This window comes from Nocardiopsis halophila DSM 44494 (genome assembly GCF_000341245.1).
In the GTDB taxonomy this organism is placed as follows: Bacteria; Actinomycetota; Actinomycetes; order Streptosporangiales; family Streptosporangiaceae; genus Nocardiopsis_A; species Nocardiopsis_A halophila.
Map to the genome: position 1 here is coordinate 12,893 of NZ_ANAD01000149.1, position 19,455 is coordinate 32,347.

Below are 19,455 nucleotides of genomic sequence, written 5' to 3' on the forward strand. Positions count from 1 at the left end.
AGAACGGAACGAGGCTACTGGACATCAGAGGGGGCCAACGCGGGTAGGGAAAAATCAGGGAAGCAATTGCAGCGGGCGGGGCGTGAGAGGAGGATGTCTCATCCGGGCGCGCATCCGGACCGGTCCGGAGCGCCACCACGCCCAGGGGGGAGCCAGCCATGAGCGCGACACTTCAGGGACGGCCTGCCGGGGAGTTCCCCGCGGTCCCCCGGGCCCGGGGCGCCGGAGCCGTGGTCATGGCCCGGTGCGGGTTCCCCGGCGAGGAGCGGTACGTGCGCGAGGCGCGCGGCTTCGTGCGCTCCACGCTCGCGCTGTGCCCCGCCCTGGAGGAGGACCTGGTGGAGGCGGCGACGCTGCTGGTCAGCGAGGTGGCCTCGAACGCGGTGCGGCACACCCGCAGCGGTGAGCCCGGAGGGCGGTTCGGCGTCGAGGTGGTGCACCGCCCCGGCGCGGTCACCGTCGCCGTGCACGACGAGGGGCCGCGCCCCGACGCCCCCGGCGGCCGCCCGGCCGTGGGCGGGTTCTCCCCCGACCAGGAGAGCGGCCGCGGACTGGCGATGGTGGAGGCGCTGGCCGGCGACTGGCACACCGAACCGATGCCCGAGGGGCGCGTGGTCGCCTTCTCCTTCGACCCCGGGGCCCCGCCCGCCTTCGCCTCCGCCGATCGCTAGGGTGCGGGCATGTTCGCTATCACCGCCGCGCGCATCGCCCCTGACGACCCCGTCTCCGGCCTGGAGGCCGCAGAGCGGCCCGACCCCGCCCCCCGCGACGGCTGGACCGTCGTCGACGTCAAGGCCGCCTCCCTCAACCACCACGACCTGTGGAGCCTGCGCGGCGTCGGCCTGAGCGCCGACCGCCTGCCCATGGTGCTGGGCTGTGACGCGGCCGGGCTCGACGAGGACGGCAACGAGGTGATCGTGCACGCCGTCGTCGGCGACCCGTCGGTGCCCGGCGGGGAGACCTTCGACCCGCGCCGCTCGCTGCTGTCGGAGGTCCACGACGGCACGCTGGCCGAGAAGGTGGCGGTTCCGCGCCGCAACCTGGTGCCCAAGCCGCCGGAGCTGAGCTTCGAGGAGGCGGCCTGCCTGCCCACGGCCTGGCTGACCGCCTACTCCATGCTCTTCAGCAAGGCCGCCCCGGCCCCCGGCTCGACCCTGCTGGTCCAGGGCGCCGGAGGCGGCGTGGCCGGGGCGCTCATTGCCCTGGCCGCCCGGGCGGGGCACCGCGTCTACGCCACCAGCCGCAGCGAGGCCAAGCGGGACCGCGCCCTGGCGCTGGGCGCCTACGCCGCCGTTCCGACGGGGGAGCGGCTGGCGGGGGAGGGCNGCTGCCGGAGAAGGCCGACGTCGTCTTCGACTCGGTCGGCCAGGCCACCTGGGGCCACTCGGTGCGCGCGCTCAAGCCCGGCGGCACGATCGTCACCTGCGGCGCCACCAGCGGCGACGCCCCATCGGCCGAGCTGACCCGGATGTTCTTCCTGCAGCTGCAGGTGGTCGGCTCCACCATGGGCAGCCGCGAGGAGCTGTCCCACCTGACCGAGATGCTGGCCCGCACCGGCGTGCGCCCCACCATCGACCGCGTGCTGCCGCTGACCCAGGCCAAGGAGGGCTTCGAGGCCATGGCGGCGGGCGACCAGTTCGGCAAGATCGTCTTCACGGTCTGAGCCCTAGGTGCGATGTTCGGAGAGGTCGGGAACGCGCTCGGCGGCAGCCCCCGCGCGACCGACGGCGAGCTCAGTGGGTGTGGTCGTCCGGAGCGCAGGTGACCGTGACGGTCATGGTGAGCTGTTGAGGCGGGCCGGACTGCTCGATGAGCGCGGTGGCCTTCTCCTTCAGGTCGGCGAGTGCGCTTTCGGGATCGTCGCCGTATCCGAAGGCACTGGAGCCGGGGCGGAGGGCGGCTTCACCGCACCACGTTCCGTCCCGCTCCTGCTCTAGGACATAAGGAAGATGCACAGTACGACCCATTCAGCGGTCCCCTCCGCGAAGAACCCGGATACGGGAACAGTACGCGATCGCCCCTGGTGATGCGGGGCGATCGCGTACTTGTGGACAGCGGCGTCAGGACGTGCCGGGCTTGGCGTCTCCCTTGCCGTCCTCCGTCGGGTCGGCCCTCCCCCCGGCTTCGGCCTCCGCCTCGGGGGCCTTCTGCTCGGGGCGGTCCTGTTCGCGGATCGCGGTGGACCACGGGTCGGAGGCGTCCTCGGCCGCCGGGGGCTGGGCGAAAGGCCCCTTCTCCTCGGTCTTCGGCGGCTCCTGGCCGGACCGCGGCCCCTCACCGCCGGAGGCGCCGGCAGTGTCGGCTGTGTCAGAGGCCTCGCGGGCGGTCGTGCCGCCGCCCTCCTCCTCTTCCTCCTCGGCGGTGCGCTCCTTGCCCCCCGGACCCCATCCGGCCATGTCGCGCTGGAGCACGTCCAGGGTGTCGTCCAGGATCCGCCGGAAGTCGCGCACCGCCGTCTCGCCCACGGTGCCCGCCTCCCGGACCATGTCGCGGACGCGGTCGGCGAAGTCGTGCAGCGCCTGGTCGAACTCGCGCCCGCCGGCACCGTCCCGGTCCGAGGCCGCGCTCCCGGCGTCTTCGGAGCCCTCGCGGCCCTCGCCGCCTTCGGAGCGGCGCTCCCCCCAGGAGCCCCAGCCGCCCCAGGCGCTTCCCCAGGCCCCCTTCCAGGAGCCTCCGACGTCCTTGGCCAGGCGCTCCCAGTCGCGGCCCCACCACGGGCCGCGGTCCGCGTCCTCCGTGGCGGAGCGCTCCCGGCCCGCGCCCTCGCCGGAGCCCTCCGGGCCCGTCCCGCCCTCGGCGGCCGCCCCCTCGCCGGGGGCGGAGTCCTTGGAGCGCCGACCGCCGGAGGCGGCGTACTTCAGCTCCTCGCGCAGCGAGCTGATGGTGTCGCGCACGTCCTCCTTGACCGCGCGGGCCACGTCCCGCACCGACTCGGTGAGCTCGCGCTCCAGGTCGTTCAGGTCCGAGCTGCGGCTGCGCAGCTCCTCGCGCCCCTTGTCGGTCAGCCGGTAGACCTTGCGCCCGTTGACCTCCTCGTGGGTGACCAGGCCCTCCTCCTCCAGGCGGGCCAGGCGCGGGTAGATGGTGCCCGGCGAGGGCGAGTACACCCCCATGAACCGGTCGCGCAGCAGGCTGATGATCTCGTAGCCGTGCTTCGGGCTCTCGTCCAGCAGTTTGAGCAGGTAGAGCCGGAGCCGACCGTGGCCGAAGATGGTGCTCATGCGTTCCCCCTCGGAATCGCGGCCGGGGCGTCGGGGGCGCGGCGCAGCAGGGAGACCGCCCCCGACACCGTGGTCGTGCTGATCGCGGCCGGGTCGGGGCCGCTGCCGATGGTCCCGCTCAGGCGGGTGCGCCCGCGCAGGGTCCGCCGCTCCAGCCCGAACTCCGCGTCCAGGGCGCCGGTGGCCGAGCGCAGGTCCACGTCGGCGGAGGTGTCGGCGGGAACCCGCAGCGCCACCCCGCCGGAGATCGAGGCCAGCCGGAACCGCGCCGAGGAGGCCGGCTCGACGTCGGCCAGCACCTTGCCGGAGGCGGTCTTGGCGGCGAAGGAGGACAGCCGCCCCCCGGCCACCGCGGCCTGGCCGCCGACGCTGTTGAAGGACAGGCCGCCCTGCAGCCCGCGGGCGGCCAGGTCGCCGCTGACCGTGGAGACCTCCACGTCCCCGGACAGCTCGTCCAGGGTGACGTCGCCCGAGGCGGTCCGCAGCTGCACCCGCCCCGCCAGCCCGGCCGCGACGATGGGCGCCGAGAGGGTGGTCACCTCCACCGGGCAGTCGCGGGGGACCCGCAGGTCGATCGCGGCCGTGCGCCGCCCCACGTCCTTGTACCCGGACAGCTGCACGGGCTTGAGGCGGTCCAGCAGGCCGCCGCCGGTCAGGTCCTCGTAGGTCAGGGTGAGGATGCCGGCCTCGTGCGTGGCCAGCACGGGCTCGCCCTTGATGTCGGAGACCTCGAAGGTCGCCGGATCGTCGGTGGGCAGGATGTTGACGTGACCGCCGATGACACGGACGCGCAGCGCCACGATCCCGTCGAGGACCCGCGTCGTCGGCTGGTCGATGGTCCAACGCGCCATCGCGACACCTTTCGACTCGAACAGTTCTGCAAACACGATATGTCGCGTCGGAGGGCAATTCAAGATATGTCGCGAAGGATCAGGGGAGTGCCGGGGGCGACCCCGACCCCGCCCTCGGGGCTCCGGCCGGGGGAGCGGAAACGGAAGGGGACCCCCGACGGTGTCGGGGGTCCCCTCGGCAGAGCGCGGACCCGTCCCGGGTCAGTCGTCCTCGTCGTCGTCGAGCCGGGCCAGCCAGGTGGCCAGCCGGTCGACGGCCGTCTCGAACTCCGGATTCAGATCGGTGAACGTGCGCAGCTGGTCGGAGAGCCAGGCGAAGGAGACCTCCTCCTCGCCCCGGCGCCGCTCCAGCTCCTCGATCCCGCGGTCGGTGTAGTACATGGCGCGCCTAGTCCACCGGCGGGAAGACCGTGTTGACCACGGCCTGCTGCTCGGCCTCGTGCCGCTTGGCCGAGCCGGCCGCCGGCGAGGAGGAGGCCGGGCGCGACACCCGGGTGAAGGGCCGGTCCAGCTGCTCGGAGAAGACCAGCGCGACGAACGGCCAGGGGCCCATGTTCGCCGGCTCCTCCTGCACCCACAGCACCTCGCCGGCGTTGGGGAACGCCGCCAGGCGCCGCCGGATCTCCTCCACCGGCAGCGGGTAGAGCCGCTCCACGCGCAGGACGGCGGTGTGCTCGTCGCCGGTGCGGTCGCGCGCACCGTCCAGGTCGTAGAAGACCTTGCCGGAGCACAGCACCACCCGGCGCACCTTCTGCGGGTCCACCTTGGGGTCGTCGATGACCGGCTCGAACGACCCGGTGGTGAAGTCCGCCGCCGCCGAGGTGGCCTGCTTGGCGCGCAGCATCCACTTGGGCGTGAACACCACCATCGGCCGCCGGTAGCCCGACTTGGCCTGCCACCGCAGCAGGTGGAAGTAGCTGGCCGGGGTGGTCGGCATCGCCACGGTCATGTTCTCCTGCGCGCACTGCTGCAGGAAGCGCTCGACGCGGGCCGAGGAGTGGTCCGGGCCCTGGCCCTCGTAGCCGTGCGGCAGCAGCAGGGTGACGCTGGAGCGCTGGCCCCACTTCTGCTCGCTGGAGCTGATGTACTCGTCGATGATGCTCTGGGCGCCGTTGACGAAGTCGCCGAACTGGGCCTCCCAGCACACCAGCGCGTCCGGGCGCTCCACCGAGTAGCCGTACTCGAAGCCCAGCGCCGCGTACTCGCTGAGCAGCGAGTCGTGCACGTAGAACTTGGAGGTGCCCCGGTCGAACCGCTTGAGCGGGGTGTGCACCTGGCCGGTGGCCTTGTCCACCAGCGAGGCGTGCCGCTGGCCGAAGGTGCCGCGGCGGCTGTCCTGGCCCACCAGGCGGACCGGGTGGTCGTCCATCAGCAGTGAGCCGAAGGCGAGCAGCTCGCCGGTGGCCCAGTCGATGGTGTCCTCCTCGACCACCTTGGCGCGGCGCTGCAGCTGCGGCAGCAGGCGCGGGTGGGCGGTGAACCCCTCGGGCAGGTCGGTCTGGGTGGAGATGATCTCCTTGACCGCCTGCTCGGAGATGGCCGTGGAGACCTGGGCGTGGTCGAGCCGGCCCTCGTCGAAGACCTCGGGCTTGACCACCGAGCCCGGCTCGATCGGCTTCTTGTCGGCCTCGCGGGTCTCGGCGAAGGCGCGCTCCAGCTCCTGCTGGTACTCGCGCAGCGCCTGCTCGGCCTCCTCCATGGTGATGTCGCCGCGCCCGACCAGCGCCTCGGTGTAGAGCTTGCGGGTGGACCGCTTGGCGTCGATCAGCTCGTACATCAGCGGCTGGGTGAAATGCGGGTTGTCCGACTCGTTGTGCCCGCGGCGGCGGTAGCACACCAGGTCGACCACGACGTCCTTGTTGAACGCCTGCCGGTAGGCGAAGGCCAGCCGGGCCACCCGCACCACGGCCTCCGGGTCGTCCCCGTTGACGTGGAAGATCGGCGCCTGCACCATCCGCGCCACGTCGGTGGCGTAGATGCTGGAGCGGCTGTCGGCCGGGGAGGTGGTGAAGCCGACCTGGTTGTTGACGATGACGTGCACCGTGCCGCCGGTGCGGTAGCCCCGCAGCTGCGACAGGTTGAGCGTCTCGGCCACCACGCCCTGGCCGGCGAACGCGGCGTCGCCGTGGATGAGCAGCGGCAGCACGGTGAACCCGTGCGGGCCCTTGTCGAGCACGTCCTGCTTGGCGCGGACGATGCCCTCCAGGACCGGGTCGACCGTCTCCAGGTGGCTGGGGTTGGCCGCCAGCGAGATCGCGATCTTCTCGCCGTCCGCCGTGGTGAAGGTGCCCTCGGTGCCCAGGTGGTACTTGACGTCGCCGGAGCCGTGCGCCGAGCGCGGGTCCAGGTTGCCCTCGAACTCGCCGAAGATCTGGCCGTAGGACTTGCCGCAGATGTTGGCCAGCACGTTCAGGCGGCCGCGGTGGGCCATGCCGATGACGACCTCGTCCATCGCGGACGAGGCGGCCTGGGAGATGACGCCGTCCAGCAGCGGGATGAGGGACTCGCCGCCCTCCAGGGAGAAGCGCTTCTGCCCGACGTACTTGGTCTGCAGGAACGTCTCGAAGGCCTCGGCGCTGTTCAGGCGGCGCAGGATGTGCAGCTGCTCATCGCGGTCGAGCTTCTCGTGCTCGCGCTCGACGTGCGACTGGATCCACTCCCGCTCCTCGGGGGACTGGATGTGCATGTACTCGATGCCCACCGTGCGGCAGTAGGTGTCGCGCAGCACGCCCAGGACGTCGCGGAGCTTCATGACCGGCTTGCCGCCGAACCCGCCGGTGGGGAACTCGCGCTCCAGGTCCCACAGCGTCAGCCCGTGCTGGAGCACGTCCAGGTCCGGGTGGCGGCGCTGCTTGTACTCCAGCGGGTCGGTGTCGGCCATCAGGTGGCCCCGGACCCGGTAGGCGTGGATCAGCTCCTGCACCCGGCTGGTCTTGTCCAGCTGCTGGGAGGTGTCGACCGAGATGTCCTGCGTCCAGCGGACCGGCTCGTAGGGGATCCGCAGGGAGGCGAAGATCTCGTCGTAGAAGCCCTCCTCGCCCAGCAGCAGCTGGTGGATCCGCTTGAGGAACTCGCCCGACTGCGCGCCCTGGATGATCCGGTGGTCGTAGGTCGAGGTCAGGGTCATGACCTTGCTGATGGCCAGCCGGTTCAGGGTCTCAGGGGAGGCGCCCTGGAACTCGGCCGGGTACTCCATCGACCCGACGCCGATGATCGCGCCCTGGCCGGGCATCAGACGCGGGACCGAGTGCACGGTGCCGATGCCGCCGGGGTTGGTCAGGCTGATCGTGGTGCCCTGGAAGTCGGGGACCCCGAGCTTGTTGTTGCGGGCCTTGCGGACCAGCTCCTCGTAGGCGCTCCAGAACCCCTTGAAATCCAAGGTGTCCGCGGCCTTGACCGAGGGGACCACCAGCTGCCGGGAGCCGTCCGGCTTCTGCAGGTCGATGGCGAGGCCGAAGTTGACGTGCTCGGGCTTGGCCACCCCGGGCTTGCCGTCGACCTCGACGTAGGAGTGGTTCATCTCCGGCATCGACTCCAGGGCCTTGACCATGGCGTAGCCGATGATGTGGGTGAACGACACCTTGCCGCCGCGCGCGCGGCGCAGGTGGTTGTTGATGACGATGCGGTTGTCGAAGAGCAGCTTCACCGGCACGGCCCGCACGGAGGTGGCGGTCGGCAGCGCGAGGCTGGACTCCATGTTGGTGGCGGTACGGGCCGGTGCGCCGCGCAGTCGCTCCTCGGTGACCTTCAGCGCCTCGTCGGCGGGGGCGGAGGAGGACTCGGAGCCCGCCGCGGGCTTCTTGCCGCCGCCGGAGGCCGGGGCGGCGGGCGCCTTTCCGTTGCCCTTGGCGGGTGCACCCGTGGCCGACGGTGCACCCGAGGAGCCGGACGCGGCGGACCCGGGCTTGGCGGAGCCGGACTTGTAGTCGGCGAAGAAGTTCCACCACGCCTTGTCAACGGAGTTCGGGTCGTTCAGGTACTTCTGATAGAGCTCCTCGACCAACCACTCGTTCGGGCCGAAATCTGTCAGGGGTTGAGACGCCTCAGACGACACGGCGGAGATCGCCCTCTTCCGCAGCTCGCTTGTGAATGTATGGATATGGAGATGGCCGCTTACGCAGGGCGGGCTCGGTGCGCGCCAGCATCCGCAGGCGGCGTGGACGCTTCGCCCGGCCAGCAATCTCGGTAACAGGCTAGCTGTACAGGCATGAAGATGCCGCCCCCAGGCCGACAGTGGACTGGGAGATACCTAACAATCATTCACAAACTCGGGTCGCCGTGCGAGCGCGGCGCGAGGGGCGCGGGCGTCGCGACCTCCCGCACTTCCAGGGGTTGGAGCGCTCCGCCGCGGCTCAGGAGACCATGCCCGGCGGCGCCCCGGTCCAACCCGGGGCGCCCGGAAGAATTTCTTCGGAACCTGACACGGATGCCCGGCGTCACACCTGGTGTGCGCGGCCGGGCAGGACGGCCGTTCCCGAGGCCGGCGGGACACGGGGGTTCCGCCGGACGAGGGGGCGGGTCCGGCCGCGCACGACCTCTTCCCGCGGGCGGGCCCCGTCTTCTCCGGACGTCCCGTGCGGTGGCCGTCCCGGCGCCGCGCGGCCACGGCCGCCCCGCTCAGGGCGGGCGCCCGCCCNCTCAGAGCTTGGCGTGGTCCCAGCTGGCGGTCCGCTCCTCGCGGATGAAGACCGCCACCCTCTTGCGCCCTGCGCGTTCGATCTCCCCGCGCGCGCCCGCCGCCTCCAGGTCCTCTTCGGCGGTGCCGGTCATCGCGGCGGTCACGGCGGTGCCCACCCGGCGGACCTCCTCGGGGTCGTCCGTGGTCTCCGCGGTGCCCCGGATCATCAGCCCGCGCAGCTCACCGTAGTCCTCGCCGTCCTCGACCAGGCACGTCACGCGCGGATCGCGGCGCAGGTTCACCGCCTTCTGGGAGGCGGCATAGGTCCAGAAGGCGAGGCGGCCGCCGACCAGGGCGTAGAAGAGCGTGGACAGGTGCGGCGCCCCGTCCGGGCCGACGGTCGCCACCTGCACCTTCCGGTTGGCGGTCAGGAACGCCTCCCGCTCCTCGGGGGTCATGGTGATCTGCGCCCTGCGGTCGCGGCCCTGCCCGCCGCCGGGGCCCGGTCGCCCGGAATCCTCCACGTCGCCTCCTCCTCGGCCGCTTCCTCCGCGGCCCCTCGTCCCCTCATCCGTCGCCCCTCGCCGGCCCCATTGTGACGGGGGCCACTGTTCCGCCTCCCGGCGGGGGTGCCCGGACCGCATGCGGGCTCCGTGCAGAGAGCCCTGCACGCGCGGCCGAATCCCCACGCCCAAGGGGCCGGGAAGTGCGGATCGGTGCGTTCTCGGCGAATCCCCGGCGCCGGGAGACATCCGCTCTTAGCATGGCGGAACGAACCCAGGGAGGTCCGTACCAGTGAGGGAGTTCGGGGAGCTAGAAGCAGCGATCATGGACGCGCTCTGGAGCGCCGACGGGCCCCTCCCCGTGAGGGAGATCCGTGCCCGCATGCACTACGGGCGCGACGTCGCGTACACGACCGTGATGACCGTGACCACCATCCTTTTCCACAAGGGACTCCTGTACCGAGAGAAGGCCGGTCGCGCTTGGCTCTACCGGCCGGCGCAGAGCCGCGCCGAGTACTCGGCCCGCATCATGGGCGAGGTCTTCAGCGGGTGCGGCGACCCGCGCGCCACCATCCTCCACTTCGTGGAGGAGATCAGCGCCGAGGACCGCCTGCACCTCGCCGACGCCCTGAGCGAGTGCCGCACGCGCGCGGCCGACCAAGAGGTCGCGAGCTGAGGCGCGGCCACTGAGACACGGCGGCTGAGACACCGCCGGTACCGGTCCGGTCCGGGGCCGCGCCCGCAGGCGGCCCACCACACGCGGAGGCCGCGCGTCTATGCTGCCCCCTGTGGAAGAACCCCTTGTGGAACGCATGCGCGCCTACGGCGAGACCGTCTTCGCGGAGATGAGCCGCCTGGCCGCCGAGACCGGAGCGATCAACCTCGGGCAGGGCTTCCCCGACACCGACGGGCCCCGCTCGCTGCTCGACGCCGCCGCCGGCCACATCCGCGGCGGGGTCAACCAGTACCCGCCCGGCCCCGGGCGCCCCGAGCTGCGCACGGCCGTGGCCGCCGACCGCGCCGAGCGGTTCGGCCTGGAGTACGCCCCCGACGGGGAGATCTACATCACCGTCGGCGCCACCGCCGGCATCGCCGCCTCGGTCCTGGGCACCGTCGAGCCCGGGGACGAGGTCGTGCTCTTCGAGCCGATGTACGACTCCTACGCCGCCGTGGTCTCGCTGGCCGGCGGGGTGCGCCGCCCCGTGCCGCTGCGCCCCGGCCCCGACGGGCGCTTCACCTTCGACGCGGCCGAGCTGCGCGCCGCCGTGGGCCCGCGCACCCGGATGGTCGTCGTCAACACCCCGCACAACCCCACCGGCACCGTGTTCACCCGCGGCGAGCTGGAGGAGATCGCCGCCGTGTGCCGGGAGCACGACCTGATCGCGCTCACCGACGAGGTCTACGAGCACCTGGTCTTCGACGGCGCCGAGCACGTGCCCCTGGCCTGCCTGCCGGGGATGCGCGAGCGCACCCTGTCGGTGTCCTCGGTGGGCAAGACCTTCTCGGTCACGGCCTGGAAGACCGGCTGGGTGATGGGCCCGGCCCCGCTCGTGCGCGCGGTGCAGACGGTCAACCAGTTCCTCACCTTCACCGCCAACGGCGCGCTCCAACTGGCCGTCGCCGACGCCCTGACCGGCGAGCGCGCATGGGTGCGCGCCCAGCGCGAGGCCCTGCAGTCCAAGCGGGACCGCCTGTCGGAGGGCCTGGAGCGGGCCGGTTTCGGCGTCCTGCGGCCGCAGGGCACCTACTTCGTCATGGCCGACGTGCGCCCGCTCGGGTACAAGGACGGCCTGGAGCTGGCCCGGGCCCTGCCCGGCACCGCCGGGGTGGCCTGCGTTCCGGCCCAGGTCCTCTACGACCGCGTGGAGGAGGGCCGCCACCTGGTCCGGTTCGCCTTCTGCAAGCGCGACGAGGTGCTCGACGAGGCCGCCGGCCGGCTCGTGCGCGCCTTCGCCCCCTGAGGCGCGCCTCCCGCCCGCCGTACCCCCGGCTCCCGCCTCCACGCCTCCCGCCCGCCGTCCACCGATGCCGAAAGACGCGACCATGACCACGCCCGCCCCCGCCATGCCCGCCGACCTGCTCGCCGCCGCCGAGGCCGCCAAGGGCTTCATGCCCGAGGAGGAGGGGCTGGCGCTGTACGAGGCCGCCCACGCCTACGCCCCCCTCGGCCCCGTCCTGGAGATCGGCACCTACTGCGGCAAGTCCACCGTCTACCTGGCCGCCGCGGCCCGGGCCCGCGGGGCGACCGTGGTCACCGTCGACCACCACCACGGGTCCGAGGAGCACCAGCAGGGCTGGGAGTACCACGACCCCTCCCTGGTCGACCCGCGCACCGGGCGCCTCGACACCGTCGGGGAGTTCCGCGGCACCATGGCCGCGGCCGGGGTGGAGGACACCGTCGTCGCGGTGCTCGGCCGCTCGGCCGACGTGGCCCGGCTGTGGGGGCGCCCCCTCGGCCTGCTCTTCATCGACGGCGGCCACACCGAGGAGGCGGCCCAGGCCGACTACGAGGGGTGGAGCCCGCACGTGGCCCCCGGCGGGGCGCTGGCCATCCACGACGTCTTCCCCGACCCGGCCGACGGCGGGCGCCCGCCCTACAACGTCTACCGCCGCGCCCTGGACTCCGGGGCCTTCACCGAGGTCGCGGCCCAGGGGTCGCTGCGGGTGCTGCGGCGCCTGGGCTGAGCCGCCCGCGCCCGCCCCGGCGGCGCCCGGCGCACCCGGGCGCCGCCGGTGGATGCGCACCGGTGTGGCGTGCGCACGCAGAGCCCCGAACGCATAGGCTTCGTTGCGGGAAAACGACGACGAACGAGGCGCGAACGAGGGGTGCAGGCACACGTGACCACCAACGCTGCGGGACAGGTCGGTCAGTACACACTCGACAACGGGCTACGGCTGGTCACCGCCCCCGCGGCGACCGGGCAGGTGGCCGCGGTCAACCTCTGGTACGGGGTGGGCTCGCGCCACGAGGTGCCCGGCAAGACCGGCTTCGCCCACCTGTTCGAGCACCTGATGTTCCAGGGCAGCCGCAACGTCGCCAAGGGCGAGCACTTCGACGCCGTCGAGCGGCTGGGGGGCGAGATGAACGCCTCCACCTCCACCGACCGCACCAACTACTTCGAGACCGTGCCCGAGCACGCGCTGGACCTGGCGCTGTGGCTGGAGGCGGACCGGCTGGCCACCCTGCGCGAGGGGATGAGCCAGGAGGTGCTGGACAACCAGCGCGACGTGGTCAAGAACGAGCGCCGCCAGCGCTACGACAACGCCCCCTACGGCACCGCCCTGGAGCGCATCCTGCGCCTGGGCTACCCCGAGGGCCACCCCTACCACCACCCCACCATCGGCTCCATGGCCGACCTGGACGCCGCCGACCTGGAGTACGTGCTCTCCTTCCACCGGCTCCACTACGGTCCGGACAACCTGGTCCTGACCGTCGTCAGCGACCTGGACCCCGAGGACGTGCGCGAGCGGGCCGAGCGCTACTTCGGCTCCATCCCCGTGCGCGAGCAGGTGCCGCAGGCCCCCGACGCGGCGCTGTCCGGGCCCATCGGCGGACCGGTGCGCGACACCGTCACCGAGGCCGTCCCCGCGGCCGGGGTGTTCCTGGGCTACCGGGTCGCCCCCTACGGCGACCGCGAGTTCGACGCCATGCACCTCGCCTCGGCCGTGCTCGGCCAGGGGCAGGGCAGCCGGCTCTACCGCCGGCTGGTCATCGATCGCGAGCTGGCCGCCCCCGGCGACGCCGCCGACCTGCTCCCGTTCCGCTACACGCCCAGCCTGATGCTGGTCAACATGATCGCCCGCGAGGGCGTGGACGGCGACACCCTCGAGGCCGCCATGCTGGAGGAGGTCGAGAAGCTGGCCGCGGGCGTCGACGAGGCCGAGCTCGACCGCGCCCGCGCCATCCTGGAGCGCGACCACCTGCAGGCCGTGTCCACCCCGTCCGGCCTCGCCGACGAGCTGGGCAGCTGCACGCAGCTCTTCGGCGACCCCGAGCTGGCCTTCACCTGGCCCGAGCGCTGGTCCGGCATCGGCCCGCGGGAGGTGGCCGACGCCGCCGCCCGGCTGCTGACCGCCGAGAACCGGCTCACCGTCCGGTTCGACCCCGAGGAGGCGCCCGAGGCCTCCCCGGCGCCCGCCTGACCGCCGCCGAACAGCGCCGACGAACCGACCAGCCGAAGATAGAGAGACGTCGTGAGCCAGCTGCAGCCCCGCCCGGTCCTCGGTGACCCCCGCCCCTACACCTTTCCGCGCCACACCCGGCTGCGCGTCGGCGGCGGCGAGATCGTCGCCCTGAACGTGCCCGGCCAGAAGTACGCCTCGATCCGCCTCGTCCTGCCCAACGGCGGCGCCTACGAGCCCGCCGAGCGCCGCGGCGTCACCCTGCTGACCGGCGAGGCGCTGGAGGACGGCGTCCACGGTGACAACTCGCTCGCCCCCGAGCTGGAGCAGCACGGGGCCGACTGGGTCTGCTACGCCACCTGGGACAGCTTCGTGGCCGGGGTCGACGCCCCCACCACCCGCATCGGCGACGCCACCCGGCTGTTCGCCGAGGCGGTGCGCACCCCCGCCCTGCGCGACGAGGACGTGCTGCGCCGCCGCGAGCAGGTGCTGGAGGGCTTCTGGCTGGAGGCCTCCCGCCCCTCCCGCCTGGCCATGCGCGCCATCGGCGGCCAGCTGTTCGGCGGCCGCTACGCCACCCCGCTCAGCGGCGCCCCGGTCGCCCTGCAGGACGTCACCCCCGACATGGTGCGCGACTTCCACGCCTCCACCGTCGCCGCCTCGGCCGGCACCCTGGTGGTCGTGGGCGACCTGGACGGGGTGGACCTGGAGGAGATGGGCCGCACCGTCTTCGGCGGCGCCGAGGCGGCGCGGCGGCCCGCCGAGAGCGCCCCCGCCCCCGCCGCGCACGAACTGCCGCGGGTGCTGCTGGTGGACCGGCCCGACTCGGTGCAGTCGGCGGTCGTGCTGGCCCAGCGCGCGCCCTCGCGCGCGCAGATCGACCTGCCGCGCGCCGACGGCATGAGCGAGGTCCTGGGCGGCATGTTCACCTCCCGCCTCAACCTGGAGCTGCGCGAGCGCCTGGGCTACACCTACGGCGTGGGCAGCCGCTTCGACCTGCGCCGGGACAGCGGGGTGTTCCTGATCAGCACCCAGGTGGACACCCCCACCACCGCGCCGTCGGTCACCGCCGCGCTGGAGCAGATCCGGCTGCTGCAGGAGGGCGGCGTGCGGGCCGAGGAGCTGGAGGCGGTGCGCCAGTCCAACACCGTGGGCCTGCCGGTCACCTACTCCAACGCCCGCAGCATGGCGCACGCGCTGGTCGAGATGGTCGTGCACGACCTGCCCGAGGACCACGTGGACCGGCTGCGCGCCGGGTTCGACGCGCTCACCGCCGCCGACCTGGACTCCGCCGCGCGCGAGTACCTGGACCCCGCGGCGATGGCGCTGATCGTGGTCGGTGACGCCGCCCGGCTCAAGGACCCGCTCGGCGAGGCCGGGTTCGGCGAGGTCGATGTGCGCGATCCGGAGAACCTGTGGAACTGAAGTGAACAGAGGGGAACCGAACGGCGCCGCGGTGCGTCCCACCCCTCGCAAGGACCCTCGCCGGACCGGCCCCGGCCCGGCGGCGCACCCGCGCCGCCGGGCCCGGGCGGGCGGCCGTGGCGGATGACCCATGTCACGGTATGCGCCCGCATGGGACGCGGTCGGCGGGACATAACAGAAGCGAACCCAAGTGGCCGTGATCCGGTATCCGCTCGTTCGGATGCGCCCATGAGCTGATATAACGAGTGATCCGAGCAGGAATCGCCGCGACCGCGACCGCACGTGCCCGCAGGAGGCCGCCATGGCCCTCGACCAGACCCGCTGAGTGACCGTGTCCTCCATCGAGAACCCAGAAGCAGAGCGGCCGGAGCGGCCGCGCGAGTCGTCGCGCTCGGGAACCCTTCAGGCGCCTCCCGAGGAGCGCGTGCTCAAGGGGCGCTACCGGCTGCGCGAGGAGATCGCCCGGGGCGGGGTGGGCACGGTCTGGCGCGCCACCGACGAGGTGCTCGACCGCGAGGTCGCCGTCAAAGAGCTGCGGCTGGCCACCGACCTCACCGACGAGGAGCGCGAGTCGCTGCTGCGCCGCACCACCCGCGAGGCGCGGGTGGCGGCCCGGCTGAGCCACCCCGGCGTGGTCACGGTGCTGGACGTGGTGGACGAGGACGACCGCCCCTGGATCGTCATGGAGCTGGTCGTCGCCTCCACCCTCTCCGAGATCATCCGGATGGCGGGGCCGCTGCCCTACCAGCGGGTGGCCGAGATCGGGCTGCAGCTCATCGACGCCCTCAAGGCCGCCCACGACGAGGGCATCGTGCACCGGGACGTCAAGCCGGACAACGTGATGATCAGCGAGGGCGGCCGGGTGGTGCTCACCGACTTCGGCCTGGCCGCCTGGTCCGGGGAGTCCGCGCTGACCACCTCCGGGCGGATCGTCGGCTCGCCCTCCTACATCCCGCCCGAGCGGGCCAAGGACGGGCCGGTCGGGCCCGAGTCCGACCTGTGGTCGCTGGGCGCCACCCTGCACACCGCCGTCGAGGGCCACCCGCCCTACGACCGCAAGGGCTACATCCGCATCCTCAAGGGCGTGGAGCTGGAGGAGCCGCCGGAGGCCGAGCACGCCGGGCCGCTGGCCCCGGTGCTGGCCGGGCTGCTGCGGGTGCAGCCGGCCGACCGGCTCACCGCCGAGAGCGCCACCAAGATGCTGCGCATCGCGGCGCTGGCGCCCTGGGCGCCGGAGACCAGCCCGGAGACCGCGGCCCGGTCAGCGGCCCAGACCGGCGCCGAGCCGGTGGTGCCGCACCAGGGCGAGGCGCCCGGCGACAGCGGCGGCCAGGGGCGCGCGCCCCGGCAGGCCCGGGCGTCCGACGACGAGGCCCTGGAGGGCGGGGACGGAGAGGACGGCGGGGACGCTGAGGACGACGCCTCGGAGTCGGCCCGCGAGCACTTCCGGCAGGGCGCGCACGTCCTGCGCAGCTCGCTGCAGGAGTCGGTCTCCGAGTCCGTCTCCCACCTGCACGAGCGGCTGCAGCGGCACCGCCCCGAGTCGGTCGGGTACCTGCTGACCTCGATCCGCGAGTCCACCGACACCCTGGGGCTGACCAGCTCGGGCAAGCACCGCGGCGGCAGCCGGCTGCCCAAGGCGGTGGCGGTGGCCGCGGGCGTGCTGGCTCTGCTCGCGGTGGTGCTCTGGGCGCTGCTGTTCCGCTGAGCCGTGCCGCCGGGCACCCCGGCCCCCGGGCAGGGGCCCAGGCGCACCGGAGACACCGAACGGGGGCGCAGGCACCGGCCTGCGCCCCCGTCTCACGTCCGCGGTAGGGCCGGCGGGATTCGAACCCGCACTGTATGCGACCTAAACGCATTGCCTCCTAGCCGATTGGGCTACGGCCCCGGGCCCTGCGCGCACCCGCCCCCGCGTCCCTGGTGGGGCGGTGGGAGGGCGGTGCGTCTCAGAAGCGTACGTCCGAGAATGGCACCACCCGCCGACCCGCCGCAAGTTCACCGGCAGGGGCGCTCACAGCCCCAGTTCGCGCTTGACCCGGTCCACGTGGCCGGTGGCCTTCACGTTGTAGAAGGCCTTCTCCACGGCCCCGTCGGTGCCGATGACGAAGGTCGAGCGGATGACGCCCTGGACGACCCGGCCGTAGTTCTTCTTCTCACCGAAGGCCCCGTAGGCCTTGAGGACGCCCTTGTCGGGGTCGCCGAGCAGGGGGAAGGTCAGGCCCTCCTTGTCGCGGAAGGCCGCCAGCTTCTCGGGGGCGTCGGGGGAGATGCCCAGGACGGTCAGACCGGCGCCGTCGAAGTCGCGCAGGTTGTCGCGGAAGTCGCAGGCCTCGGTGGTGCAGCCGGGGGTCATCGCGGCGGGGTAGAAGTACAGCACCACCCGCTTGCCGGTGGAGGCCAGCACCTCGCTCAGCCGCACCTCCTTGCCGTCGGCGTCGGGCAGGGCGAAGTCGGGGGCGGCGTCGCCCGGCTGCAGGCGGGTGTTCGCGTCGGTCACGGCGGTCCTCGGAATCCTTCTCGCTCGTGTGGGACTCCTCCCAGGGTAGAGGGGCCCGGGGAGGGGGTTCCGCCGGGCGTCCGCGGGTACCGGCCGGTAGGGCCCGGTACGGTCCGGCGCCGCGCATCGCGTAGGGTCGGACGGATCCCAGTCCGGTCCCCATCTTGTGGCGGGGCGCGGCATGCGTAGACTCGTCCGTCACACGCACCCCCTCCGCCGACCACCCAACCGTTCGGGAGCTCACCGACGATGGCCGAATACACCTTGGACGATGTGCGCGAGCGCACCTGCCGCACGCGGGACTCGTGGTGGACGGTGGCGTTCGTCGATCCGCTGGCGGTGCGCCTGGTGCGGACGCTCGCCAACCGCACCGGGGTGACCCCCGACCAGCTCACCGTGGGCGCGCTGTTCCTGGGGCTGGGCGCCGCCGCGTGCTTCGCGATCGGCTCCGCGCCGCTGCTGGTCGCCGGGGCGGTGCTGTACTACCTGTGCTTCCTGCTGGACTGCATGGACGGCAAGCTGGCGCGGCTGACCGACTCCGAGACCCTGTTCGGGTCCTGGATGGACTACGTCTTCGACCGGTTCCGGGTGCTGGTCTGCGCGATCGCGCTGATGGGCGGCCAGTACGTGGCCGGCGGCGGGGTGGTGTTCGTCTGGATGGCGCTGGCGGTGGTCTTCACCGACATGCTGCGCTATCTGAACGCGCTGCAGGTGTACAAGATGCGGCGGGAGATGCGCTCGCGCATCGCCGGGGTGCTGGAGCGGGCCCGCGCCGAGCTGTCCATGCTCGACGACGGGGGCGCGGACGGCGGAGTCGGCGGCGGCCGGGCGCCGATGAGCGACCAGGGCGAGCAGGCCGTGCTGCGGCACGGCATCTCGGTGCTGGAGCAGCTGCTGCACACGCACACCGAGAAGGAGACCCGCCAGGACCGGGTCGCCGGCAAGCAGCCGGACGTGCACGTGATCCGCCCGCTGCCGCCGGTCGACCTGCACCACGAGTTCCGTTCGCGGTTCCCCTGGTACCAGCGGATCTGGGACGCTCTGAAGGCCCGCCGGGTGCGCACGCACCTGGTGAGCGGGATCGAGTTCCAGATCGCGGTGTTCGTGCTGGCACCGCTGGCGGGGGCCCTGGCGCCCGCCTCGATCGTCGGGATCACGGTGGTCGCGGGCGTTTTGCTCCTCGCGTTCGAGATCGCCATCATCTATAAACTGTGGTTGTCCACGCGGGACTACTTCCGTGTCGTGGACGGCATCGAAGGCGCGCTGGGATTCACGCGGCAGCCGGGGCAGGGATCGGCTCCCGAGCCGGTCGCGGAGTCGTCCCAGTCGACCCCGCGGTAGCGGAAGACAGCCCTGCGGTAGCGGAAGGAAGCACTGTATGGAGGCACGCGACCCCGCGGGGGCGCGCCGGGACCCGGCCGGGGTGCAGGCCGAGATCGAACAGGTGCAGCGCCGGCTCGCCGAAGCGATGGACGAGATCGCCGACCGGGCCAAGCCCGCCAATGTGGCGCGGCGGAGCGCCGACCGGCTGCGGGACGCCGGAGGGCGCCTGGCCGACGAGGCCCGGGCCCTGGTGTCCGGAGGAACGGTGCGCCTGGACAGCCGGACCGAGGAGCCCCCCGAGGGCAGCGTCCGGCTCAAGGGCGAGGACGAGGTGGTCTCCACCTACACCACGCGCGGCCAGCTGCCCCCGGAGGCGATGATCCTGGGGGTCGGTCTCGGCGCGGTGGTCGTGGTCGGCGTGGTGGCGCTGGCGCGCCGCAGGCGCCGCGGCCGCTGAGCGCTCCGCCCATCTGAACGCGACGACGCGGCGGGGAGGCACCTCCCCGCCGCGTCGTGTGTCCGCAGTCCTCTGCCTGCAGTCCTCTAAAGGCGGCTCGGACACCCGCACGACGTCCCTGAGCCGCTCACCGAGGCCGCCGAAACCCGTCGCGCTGGCCCCGGCTGCTCGGCGCTCCGGGCCCGTTCCCCTCGTCCCCTCAGAACCTCCGCAACGCTCAGAGGCTCCCGACTCCTGCGGAAACCGTGAGGACGCCCCGCACGGTGGCCGACTCCCGGCGGACCGATCGCAGGGCTGCGGCCACCCGACCGAACCGGCGGCGACCTCAGTGCCGGGGTGTCCAGGAGGCCGGCGCGGTGCGGAGCACGGAGGCGGCGGCCTCTGCAGGCGGCCTGGTGCGGGCTCTGTCGAGTGCCCGCCGCCCGCGCTGCCCGGGGC

Annotated in this window: 16 protein-coding genes, 1 tRNA gene and 1 pseudogene; 10 read left to right on the forward strand and 8 right to left on the reverse strand. The window is 73.1% G+C overall.

All coding sequences use genetic code 11. The features are described 5' to 3' along the window. Positions 1–158: 158 nt before the first annotated feature. Complete coding sequence (locus tag D450_RS0117450) at positions 159–671, forward strand: ATP-binding protein (RefSeq protein WP_241483196.1); 513 nt, start codon at positions 159–161, stop codon at positions 669–671. Positions 672–680: 9 nt separating this feature from the next. Next, positions 681–1,663 (forward strand): annotated as a pseudogene (locus tag D450_RS30480) (zinc-binding dehydrogenase). Positions 1,664–1,733: 70 nt separating this feature from the next. Here D450_RS30480 and D450_RS0117460 read toward each other — a convergent pair. The 6 genes from D450_RS0117460 to D450_RS0117485 all read right to left on the reverse strand — a co-directional run bounded on the left by D450_RS0117460 (position 1,734) and on the right by D450_RS0117485 (position 9,214). Beyond that, positions 1,734–1,967, reverse strand: coding sequence for a hypothetical protein (locus D450_RS0117460; protein WP_039820615.1), 234 nt, complete (start codon positions 1,965–1,967; stop codon positions 1,734–1,736). 93 nt (positions 1,968–2,060) lie between these two features. Next, positions 2,061–3,221 carry a PadR family transcriptional regulator gene (locus D450_RS0117465; RefSeq protein WP_017539942.1) on the reverse strand — a complete coding sequence of 387 codons (1,161 nt, stop codon included), beginning with the start codon at positions 3,219–3,221 and terminating at the stop codon, positions 2,061–2,063. Next, positions 3,218–4,072, reverse strand: a complete 855-nt coding sequence (locus tag D450_RS0117470) for a DUF4097 family beta strand repeat-containing protein (protein WP_017539943.1) — start codon at positions 4,070–4,072, stop codon at positions 3,218–3,220. The genes D450_RS0117465 and D450_RS0117470 overlap by 4 nt, the downstream gene beginning before the upstream one ends. Positions 4,073–4,273: 201 nt before the next feature. Further along, on the reverse strand, positions 4,274–4,453 hold the full coding sequence (locus D450_RS0117475; protein ID WP_017539944.1) for a DUF6104 family protein: 180 nt from the start codon (positions 4,451–4,453) through the stop codon (positions 4,274–4,276). A gap of 7 nt (positions 4,454–4,460) precedes the next feature. Continuing rightward, positions 4,461–8,126 carry a multifunctional oxoglutarate decarboxylase/oxoglutarate dehydrogenase thiamine pyrophosphate-binding subunit/dihydrolipoyllysine-residue succinyltransferase subunit gene (locus D450_RS0117480; RefSeq protein ID WP_039820616.1) on the reverse strand — a complete coding sequence of 1,222 codons (3,666 nt, stop codon included), beginning with the start codon at positions 8,124–8,126 and terminating at the stop codon, positions 4,461–4,463. Positions 8,127–8,710: 584 nt separating this feature from the next. Beyond that, positions 8,711–9,214: a TIGR03618 family F420-dependent PPOX class oxidoreductase gene (locus tag D450_RS0117485; protein WP_017539946.1), complete on the reverse strand. Its 504-nt coding sequence runs from the start codon at positions 9,212–9,214 to the stop codon at positions 8,711–8,713. A 271-nt stretch (positions 9,215–9,485) separates the two neighbouring features. Here D450_RS0117485 and D450_RS0117490 point away from each other — a divergent pair, with 271 nt between their 5' ends. The 6 genes from D450_RS0117490 to D450_RS31875 all read left to right on the forward strand — a co-directional run bounded on the left by D450_RS0117490 (position 9,486) and on the right by D450_RS31875 (position 16,448). Continuing rightward, a complete protein-coding gene (locus tag D450_RS0117490; protein WP_017539947.1) occupies positions 9,486–9,869 on the forward strand; it encodes a BlaI/MecI/CopY family transcriptional regulator in 384 nt (127 codons plus the stop codon). A gap of 112 nt (positions 9,870–9,981) precedes the next feature. Continuing rightward, complete coding sequence (locus D450_RS0117495; RefSeq protein WP_026128617.1) at positions 9,982–11,154, forward strand: pyridoxal phosphate-dependent aminotransferase; 1,173 nt, start codon at positions 9,982–9,984, stop codon at positions 11,152–11,154. Positions 11,155–11,236: 82 nt separating this feature from the next. Next, on the forward strand, positions 11,237–11,878 hold the full coding sequence (locus D450_RS0117500; protein ID WP_017539949.1) for a class I SAM-dependent methyltransferase: 642 nt from the start codon (positions 11,237–11,239) through the stop codon (positions 11,876–11,878). Between the two features lie 153 nt (positions 11,879–12,031). Next, positions 12,032–13,336, forward strand: coding sequence for a M16 family metallopeptidase (locus tag D450_RS0117505; protein WP_017539950.1), 1,305 nt, complete (start codon positions 12,032–12,034; stop codon positions 13,334–13,336). Positions 13,337–13,387: 51 nt separating this feature from the next. Beyond that, complete coding sequence (locus tag D450_RS0117510) at positions 13,388–14,740, forward strand: M16 family metallopeptidase (RefSeq protein WP_017539951.1); 1,353 nt, start codon at positions 13,388–13,390, stop codon at positions 14,738–14,740. Positions 14,741–15,065: 325 nt separating this feature from the next. Continuing rightward, complete coding sequence (locus D450_RS31875; protein WP_193789673.1) at positions 15,066–16,448, forward strand: serine/threonine-protein kinase; 1,383 nt, start codon at positions 15,066–15,068, stop codon at positions 16,446–16,448. Between the two features lie 104 nt (positions 16,449–16,552). Here D450_RS31875 and D450_RS0117520 read toward each other — a convergent pair. Together D450_RS0117520 and bcp are read right to left on the reverse strand one after the other, a co-directional pair. Continuing rightward, positions 16,553–16,628, reverse strand: a tRNA-Leu gene (locus D450_RS0117520). A 123-nt stretch (positions 16,629–16,751) separates the two neighbouring features. Further along, on the reverse strand, positions 16,752–17,237 hold the full coding sequence (bcp, locus tag D450_RS0117525) for a thioredoxin-dependent thiol peroxidase (RefSeq protein WP_017539952.1): 486 nt from the start codon (positions 17,235–17,237) through the stop codon (positions 16,752–16,754). 249 nt (positions 17,238–17,486) lie between these two features. Between bcp and D450_RS0117530 the strand changes: the two genes are divergently transcribed. Both D450_RS0117530 and D450_RS0117535 read left to right on the forward strand, forming a co-directional pair. Then, positions 17,487–18,578, forward strand: coding sequence for a CDP-alcohol phosphatidyltransferase family protein (locus D450_RS0117530; RefSeq protein ID WP_017539953.1), 1,092 nt, complete (start codon positions 17,487–17,489; stop codon positions 18,576–18,578). Between the two features lie 37 nt (positions 18,579–18,615). Continuing rightward, on the forward strand, positions 18,616–19,017 hold the full coding sequence (locus tag D450_RS0117535) for a DUF3618 domain-containing protein (protein WP_017539954.1): 402 nt from the start codon (positions 18,616–18,618) through the stop codon (positions 19,015–19,017). Positions 19,018–19,455: the final 438 nt, after the last annotated feature.

What these genes read in the sequence shown, in the direction of transcription:
- D450_RS0117450 (WP_241483196.1), top strand. Translation starts at nt 159, where the DNA reads ATGAGCGCGACACTTCAGGGACGGCCTGCCGGGGAGTTCCCCGCGGTC.
- D450_RS0117460 (WP_039820615.1), bottom strand. Translation starts at nt 1,967, where the DNA reads ATGGGTCGTACTGTGCATCTTCCTTATGTCCTAGAGCAGGAGCGGGAC.
- D450_RS0117465 (WP_017539942.1), bottom strand. Translation starts at nt 3,221, where the DNA reads ATGAGCACCATCTTCGGCCACGGTCGGCTCCGGCTCTACCTGCTCAAA.
- D450_RS0117470 (WP_017539943.1), bottom strand. Translation starts at nt 4,072, where the DNA reads ATGGCGCGTTGGACCATCGACCAGCCGACGACGCGGGTCCTCGACGGG.
- D450_RS0117475 (WP_017539944.1), bottom strand. Translation starts at nt 4,453, where the DNA reads ATGTACTACACCGACCGCGGGATCGAGGAGCTGGAGCGGCGCCGGGGC.
- D450_RS0117500 (WP_017539949.1), top strand. Translation starts at nt 11,237, where the DNA reads ATGACCACGCCCGCCCCCGCCATGCCCGCCGACCTGCTCGCCGCCGCC.
- D450_RS0117530 (WP_017539953.1), top strand. Translation starts at nt 17,487, where the DNA reads ATGGCCGAATACACCTTGGACGATGTGCGCGAGCGCACCTGCCGCACG.
- D450_RS0117535 (WP_017539954.1), top strand. Translation starts at nt 18,616, where the DNA reads ATGGAGGCACGCGACCCCGCGGGGGCGCGCCGGGACCCGGCCGGGGTG.